This window comes from Collinsella aerofaciens (assembly GCF_015548375.1).
Lineage (GTDB): Bacteria > Actinomycetota > Coriobacteriia > Coriobacteriales > Coriobacteriaceae > Collinsella > Collinsella aerofaciens_AB.
In genome coordinates this window covers 21,383-28,529 of the sequence record NZ_JADMWW010000028.1, presented here as the reverse complement: position 1 = coordinate 28,529, position 7,147 = coordinate 21,383, and the positions used below count along the sequence as shown (strand labels likewise).

8 protein-coding genes and 1 tRNA gene are annotated in these 7,147 nt (G+C 58.1%); all 9 read left to right on the top strand.

The genetic code is table 11. The annotated features are described in order from the left end of the window. The first annotated feature begins 218 nt into the window (after positions 1–218). The 9 genes from I1969_RS10095 to I1969_RS10055 all read left to right on the top strand — a co-directional run bounded on the left by I1969_RS10095 (position 219) and on the right by I1969_RS10055 (position 7,133). A tRNA-Asp gene (locus I1969_RS10095) sits at positions 219–296 on the top strand. A gap of 359 nt (positions 297–655) precedes the next feature. Then, positions 656–1,141: an RrF2 family transcriptional regulator gene (locus I1969_RS10090; protein ID WP_195235017.1), complete on the top strand. Its 486-nt coding sequence runs from the start codon at positions 656–658 to the stop codon at positions 1,139–1,141. 21 nt (positions 1,142–1,162) lie between these two features. Beyond that, positions 1,163–2,068, top strand: a complete 906-nt coding sequence (locus I1969_RS10085; protein ID WP_195235016.1) for an HhH-GPD family protein — start codon at positions 1,163–1,165, stop codon at positions 2,066–2,068. 114 nt (positions 2,069–2,182) lie between these two features. Next, complete coding sequence (gene rbr / locus I1969_RS10080) at positions 2,183–2,722, top strand: rubrerythrin (protein ID WP_055252097.1); 540 nt, start codon at positions 2,183–2,185, stop codon at positions 2,720–2,722. A gap of 290 nt (positions 2,723–3,012) precedes the next feature. Next, positions 3,013–3,645, top strand: coding sequence for a hypothetical protein (locus I1969_RS10075; RefSeq protein WP_195235015.1), 633 nt, complete (start codon positions 3,013–3,015; stop codon positions 3,643–3,645). A 432-nt stretch (positions 3,646–4,077) separates the two neighbouring features. Further along, positions 4,078–4,512: a hypothetical protein gene (locus I1969_RS10070; protein WP_195235014.1), complete on the top strand. Its 435-nt coding sequence runs from the start codon at positions 4,078–4,080 to the stop codon at positions 4,510–4,512. Between the two features lie 123 nt (positions 4,513–4,635). Continuing rightward, complete coding sequence (locus tag I1969_RS10065; protein WP_195235013.1) at positions 4,636–5,166, top strand: DUF6036 family nucleotidyltransferase; 531 nt, start codon at positions 4,636–4,638, stop codon at positions 5,164–5,166. Next, positions 5,163–5,726 carry a transcriptional regulator gene (locus I1969_RS10060; RefSeq protein WP_195235012.1) on the top strand — a complete coding sequence of 188 codons (564 nt, stop codon included), beginning with the start codon at positions 5,163–5,165 and terminating at the stop codon, positions 5,724–5,726. The genes I1969_RS10065 and I1969_RS10060 overlap by 4 nt, the downstream gene beginning before the upstream one ends. A gap of 51 nt (positions 5,727–5,777) precedes the next feature. Further along, positions 5,778–7,133, top strand: a complete 1,356-nt coding sequence (locus tag I1969_RS10055) for a DNA recombination protein RmuC (RefSeq protein WP_195235011.1) — start codon at positions 5,778–5,780, stop codon at positions 7,131–7,133. The last annotated feature ends 14 nt before the right edge of the window (positions 7,134–7,147 follow it).

Sequence of the window (7,147 nt, the reverse complement as noted above, 5' to 3'; positions counted from 1 at the left end):
TTTGTCGCGAGTTCCGCACGCAAAGGAAAGCACTTAATGTGCTTTCCGTCTTGCGCAGGACTGTAGAGCAGCAAACTAAACCCGCGCCAGCCGGCCCCGGAGACCCTCCCGGAGGGACCGAAAAATTTTTTCAAAAAAGTTGTTGCGCGGCGGACAGACTTCTGTGTATACTAATCCTCGCAGCGCACGCGAGCGGAAACAAACGCGAACGTCTGCCTGGGGAGTTAGCTCAGTTTGGTTAGAGCGCCGGCCTGTCACGTCGGAGGTCGCGGGTTCGAGCCCCGTACTTCCCGCCAACGCAATTAAAGCCACGTCTTCGGACGTGGCTTTTTGCGTTTGATGCACTTTGTTTCGATAGAACGATCGCCCTGGTGCATCTTCGCCCAGAATCCCCGCGCCTTCGGGAACGCAAGTAAAATCTAATAAGTATATCTGTCTGAACAACAGCTTTGTTGCGCAACACCTGTTCAACGAGACAGGGGGTTAGGTTATACTAAATTGCACTGTGCGCCGCATTTGATGCATTTCGCTCCAAGCGCGGCACTCAGTTGATATCCGATTTACCATTTGGATGTCCTGGCGGTCATTTAGCGTCTCGACACAAGCTCGGTCCCGGAGCTCGTTCGAGCTGTTCGTATTCCTTGAAAGGGGAAAAATGGACATATCGAGGAAGACTGATTACGCCCTTCGCATGCTGGCGATGCTTGCCGAGGATCCGGAGCGATTGCTTTCTGTTCGCACCGCTGCCGAAGAGGTCAATGTCCCGTATTCGTTTGCCCGCTCGATTCAGCACGGTTTGGTCCAGGCCGGTATTGTGGAGAGCCTGCGTGGCGTCCACGGTGGCATGCGTCTCAAGGTCAGTCCGGACGACGTCACTATCCGCCAGGTCGTCGAGGCCGTTCAGGGTCCTATGGTTATGAACGATTGCACCGCGCCCGATGGTGACTGTGCGCGCATGGGCGCGTGCTGCTATCATCCCCTGTGGGCCGGAGCTCAGGCGTTGATGCGCGACTACCTCGATTCCGTTTCGCTCGGCGACATCGTCGCTCACCGCCAGTTCCCGGCCGTCGATCCCAAGTTCGCCGACCGCGAAGCGTTTCCCGAGTACGCCATCTGCGCGTGCGCTTACCGGGAGGAATAGCGCCGCATAAGGAGCATAGCCATGATCCAGGACCCCTTTCGTTCGATGATTCGTTCGGAAGGGGTCCTGCGTTATCGCGACCTTCCGTGGCGCCGCACACGCGATCCGTACATCATTTGGCTTTCTGAGGTCATGCTGCAGCAAACGCAGGTGCCGCGTGTGGAGGCGCGCATGCCGGTGTGGCTCGATCGTTTTCCGACTGTGCAGGCGCTTGCCCAGGCCGCGCCTTCCGATGTTTTGGACGCTTGGCAGGGCATGGGCTACAACCGACGCGCTCTGGCGCTTCATGGGGCCGCTCAACGGGTCGTAGAGGATTGGGGCGGGGAGTTTCCGCGCGAGACGCGTGACCTGGTCGCCCTGCCTGGTATTGGCCCGGCAACGGCGCAGGGTATCCGGTCGTTTGCGTTTGATCTTCCAGGTGTGTATCTGGAGACCAACGTGCGCACGGTCTTTTTGCATCATTTCTTTCCCGATGTACCGGCTGTTCCCGATCGCGAGCTGGTGCCGCTGATCCAGGCTGCTTGTCCGCCGGCTCCCGGTGCGTCGGCGGACGAGATTGCGCCCTTTGCCGCGCCTCAGGACGATGCCGACACGCCGCGCGCGTGGTATTACGCATTGCTGGATTACGGCGCGTATCTTAAAAAGACGTTGCCCAATCCGTCTAGGCGTTCGGCGGGCTATAGCCGTCAGTCAAAGTTTGAGGGCTCACGTCGCCAAAAGCGCGCGCATATCGTGCGCATGTTGCTGGCAGCGCGCGATGGCCAGCCGGCGGGGATTACGCTTGCTGATGTCGTGGTGGGCGTTAACGAGATGGAAGCGGCGGCTGGGCGTGGACCGGTCGAGCGCGAGCTTGTCGCGGGCATTCTAGCCGACCTGGAGCGTGAGGGCTTTTGCCGAGCCGAGGGCGATCGCTGGCTGAGCATCTAGCCTGTGCAAATCTGAAGAACAGGATTGTAAGGTTTAGATTTCCGGCATGAGGGCATCCTAAAGACGAGGCCGCTCGAAGCCTACGGGCGGTATGCGTTGAAGGGAAGTACACCTATGGATTTTGAGAACTCCCAAACCAAGAAGAACCTCGAGACTGCTTTTGCCGGTGAGTCCCAGGCACACACCAAGTATCGCTACTATGCCTCCAAGGCCAAGAAGGACGGCTACGTTCAGATCTCGAACATCTTTGCCGAGACGGCTGGCAACGAGTCCGAGCACGCCAAACTGTGGTTTAAGTATCTGCACGATGGCGCCGTCCCCGATACCCTGGACAATCTGCGCGATGCCGCCGCGGGTGAGAACTACGAGTGGACCACGATGTACGACGAGTTTGCCAAGACCGCCGAGGAAGAGGGCTTTGCCGAGATTGCCGCAAAGTTCCGTGGTGTCGCCGCAGTCGAGAAGGCCCATGAGGAGCGCTACAACAAGCTCGTCGAGCGCATCGAGTCGGGCGAGGTGTTTGAGCGTGAGGGCGTGAAGGTGTGGAAGTGCCTGAACTGCGGGCACCTGCATGTGGGTGCCGAGGCGCCTGAGGTGTGCCCGGTGTGTAACCACCCCAAGGCGTACTTTGAGGAGCAGGTGGTGAACTACTAGCGCTTGGCGCTGGCTGCTGCGGAGCGCAGGGCGGGAGGCCGGATTGCCTCCCCTCCCCGCTCACGGCTCCGCAGGGTCGCGTTGAGGGAAGGCAATCCGGCCTCCCGCCCTGCGCTCCGGCGTTGGGTCGTCGCGTGCTCGCTACAGAAAAGCTGATAAGAAGTTTGTGTGCCGCCCCTATCGGGGCGGCACGTTTTTGTATGGGGACTGGTTGGGATGGCACCGTTCATGGGTGGGGTACACTGGGTAGCGACTTTTAGTTTATCTACTACCTGATGGGGTGTTTTTGTATGGGTAAGAAGTCTCGGGCTCGGGTTGCTGCGGCGGGAACTCGCAAGGATCCTGGTCGTCGGGTTGCCGAGGGTAAAAAGGTCGATCGTGTCGAGAAGGACAAGAAGGTTGGCGCGCATGCTCATCCTGAGTGGGCGCCTCACCTCAATACGGCTAGCGAGGATCTGACTGCTAAGTTGTTTACTCTGGTCGAGGTTATCTTGGGCGTGGTGCCCGTGGTGGTCATTGGCTTGCTCTTGGCTTCGAAAGATGCCACGAGTGTCGATAAACTCACCGATGTCTTTTCTCAGGACCCCTCGATGGTGGTTACGTTTATCTCTGCGTGCCTGCAGCCGTTTGTGGCGTACATGTTGTACATGATTTATCGCAAATACTGCGAGGGCGACGCTGGTTTTGCCGCCGGCAACCTGATCGGTCTTTTGTGCTCCGAGATCCTACTGCTCAATATCCCGGGCGTCATCGGTATGGGCATCTTGCTGTGGCGCGTTTGCCGCAACGTTGCCCCGCACTTTGAGAGTTGGCTGTTTGAGCGCCGCGTAATGGGCGTGCTGGCAGACATCGCCGGGTCGCTCGTGATTCTCGTCTTGGCATTTATGTGCGCCACCGCCGCCCGCGGTCTCGCGGGCATGTAGTCTGTTCTCACCGACCACGGGGCGCAGGGCGGGGAAACCTTCCCCTCTCGCTCACGGCTTCGCAGGGTCGCGCGAGGCAAAGGTTTCCCCGCCCTGCGCCCCGGCGTTGAGTCGTCGCATGCTCGTTACAGAAAAGCTGATAATAAGTTGTGTGCCGCCCCTTTGGGGCGGCACTTTTTGTGTGGGGTCCCGGTCTCCACAATTTTCGTCAAGCTATTGGTTAGATTTTGGTCAGTTGGCGTAAGGGTGGAAGGCCAAAAGATTGTTGGCGAAAAAAGCTCAGAGAAAGTGCTGGTAGGGGAGTTGTTGAGCTTTTCGACAGCTTTTGAGCAGAAGAAACTTTGTGGCTATTGCCGGCGATTGCGTTGTCGCGGTCATGGCGGTGCGGGATGCTGGTCGTAAGCGTCGAATGCTCCGATTTTGGAGGCCAGCATGGATCTGTTTCTTGAGACTCCGCAGCAACAAGCCGAGCGCATGTTGCGCCAACAGCAACGGCTTATAGAGATGCAAATGCAAGGGGCGGCAGCCCAGCCCTTTGCGCAAAATGTCGTGCCCGCTGCTGTACCTGCAGCTGTGCCCGGGTGTAAATCGGCGCCAGAGGCCTATTCCGTACAGCAAGATTCATATGCGCAGGAGCTCGCGTTCGACAAGCGTCGTGCGCGTCGTCGCCGTGTGGGCCAGCGCTTGCGCATATTGGCGATGATCGTGCTCATCCCGTTAGGGCTTGCGGCCATCTTTCTGGCGTCGTATGCCCTCACGTGCATCCTCAACGGCGCATCGCCCAACGAGGTGCTCCAACATCTGTCAGCCCTCGACCAGCGCCTAGGCGATGTCATAACAACAATCCGCGCCGGCTGGGAGAGTTAGCGTTTGTCACATTAGGACTTCTAGGGTGTAGGGATTATCGCCATGAGTAGAATCCTCGCATCCTGTGGGTCCTGTCATGCGACTTAATAGTATTATTGAAGATGAATAATAATAGGATTTGTTATGTATAAGCAGGATTTAGAACAGACTCTTTTGGGCATTGACGAAGAGGCGGAGCTGGAAATAGGTCCAAGAGACGACAGGCCGAACGTTGTATTGGTGGGAGGAAGCGCCTTCATGCTAAACGATGTGACGAATCGTTCGGTTACACATGACATTGATGTGTTTGAGGCAGATAGGTGCCTCCGCGAGATCATAGCTCGATACCCCGAGGTGAATGGTATGGCGGTGGCATATTGTAATCAGATGCCGTTCAATTACGAAGATCGTTTGATTCCCTTGGATATTGGGGCGCGTTTTATCAGGTACTTTACGCCATCCTTGGAGGACCTGGCGGTAATGAAGCTCTATGCCTGTCGTCCGAACGACATCATCGATCTTCATAGTCAGGCATTCGTCGACCGACTTGATTGGGGGTTGCTCGAACGGCTTATATTCGACGAGGGAGAGGCGCTGGCGTCGTCGCCTTCGGAGCGGAGTTATCAAGAGATGGTCTGTGCATACAGGCAATACAAAAAGGAGGTGCTCGGTTGAATCTGACCTTTGAGGGATTCTTAAAAGGCTATTGCCGAGAGCTATCCGGACAGCGGTCGCTGAGTTTTAGAAAATTGGTTGAGCAGGCGACGACGGATGCGCCGCGCGTGGCGGAGCCTCTGTTTTTGCTCGCTTTGGCGCAAGGAAAAGCCGAATACGTTCTGGGTTTATCCGAGGGCTCGTGGATGGAACGGGATTACCGAGACGTTTTATCCTTGTACGGTCAAGCGGGTAGCATGGCGTCTCTATGCGCCAAAAGTGAGCTCCCAAATCGTTATGCCAACGTTTGGCGTGCGTATAGAGCGGTGAAGGAAAAGCCGGCGGCCGATAGAAGGGTGAACGCCCTGATGAGAAAGAAAACGCTGGAAGCATTGGAGGAATCGGGTGTAACGCGCTATGGCCTCTGCCGTGCTCTGCACCTGAATAAAGGAAACGTATACGCATACTTGGCCGGCGATGACTCAAAGGTGAGCAGGAAAACGGCGCGCCGCATTATGGAATATGCGGAGGAGAGGGGCACCCAAGAAGGGGCCGGGCGCCCGGTGTGTGTGGCGGGGTAAGATTGATCGCGGTTTTGATTGGTGCTCGATTGGGTTTGTTGGGCGGAGATTATGTCTGCTATTGATATTGTGCTTGTTGCGATCGCCTTGGTGGCGGTGGGGGTTGCTGCGGCTTGCGCCCTTCAGCTCAAGAGCCTGCGTGCCGAGTTGCGGGAGCGTGGCGACGGTGGCGCGGAAACGCTGGCAGCACTCGAGCAGGCCAACAACGCGCTCGATGCCCTGAACGTCGCGCTGGCCGAAACCCGCCGCACGGCCAATGCCATCGCGCAGCAGCAGACGACCGATGCGGCCGTGGAGCAGCAACGTTACCTGACCATCGCACGCGAGTTCTCGCAAGCTGGTGACCGGATGGATGACCTGCGCCGCGAGACGGCCCAACAGCTCGGCGCCAATCGCGAGGGCATCGAGCATCGCCTGGACAAGGTGCGCGAGACGGTCGATGCTCAGCTGGGCGCCATCCGCAAAGACAACAACGTGCAGCTCGATCAGATGCGCGCGACGGTGGACGAGAAGCTCTCCCGCACGCTCAACGACCGACTGTCGGCATCGTTTAAGCAGGTGAGCGACCAGCTCGAGGCCGTGTATAAGGGCCTGGGCGATATGCAATCTATCGCCACCGGCGTAGGCGACCTCAAGCGTGTGCTGGGCAATGTAAAAGCGCGCGGCATTTTGGGCGAGGTGCAGCTGGGTGCAATTCTGGCGGACATCCTTACACCCGACCAGTATCTGGAAAACGTCGCCACCAAGCCCGGTGCCTCGGAGCGCGTTGAGTTTGCCGTCAAGCTGCCGGTAGACGAGGGCGATCCCGTGCTGCTGCCGATCGATTCCAAATTCCCGGGCGACGCGTACGAGCATCTGATCGACGCCCAGGAGTCGGGCGATGCGGAGGCCGTTGCCGCAGCGCGCAAGACGCTCGATATGATGGTGAAACGCGAGGCAAAGGACATCTGCGAAAAGTACCTGAGTGTGCCGGCAACGACCAACTTTGGCATCATGTTCGTGCCGTTTGAAGGACTGTACGCCGAGGTCGTCAGCCGCCCCGGGCTTATCGAGACCCTGGGCCGCGACTATCACGTCAACGTAGCCGGTCCCAGCACCATGGCGGCCATCCTCAACAGTCTGCAGATGAGCTATCAGACGTTTAAGTTGCAAAAACGTACCGACGACGTGCTGCGCGTGCTCTCCGCCGTCAAGGCCGAGCTGCCGCGCTATCAAAAGGCGCTGCGCCGCGCCCAGCAGCAGATCGAGACCGCGGGCAAAACGGTCGAGGGCATCATCACCACGCGCACCAACGTCATGGAGCGCAAGCTCAAGGACATTGACGTGCTGGAAGATGCCGAGGAGGCCGACGAGATTTTGGGGCTTACGTCCGTGGAGCTGCTCGCAGACCAAAAAGACGAGGACTAATTGCAACAAGACGG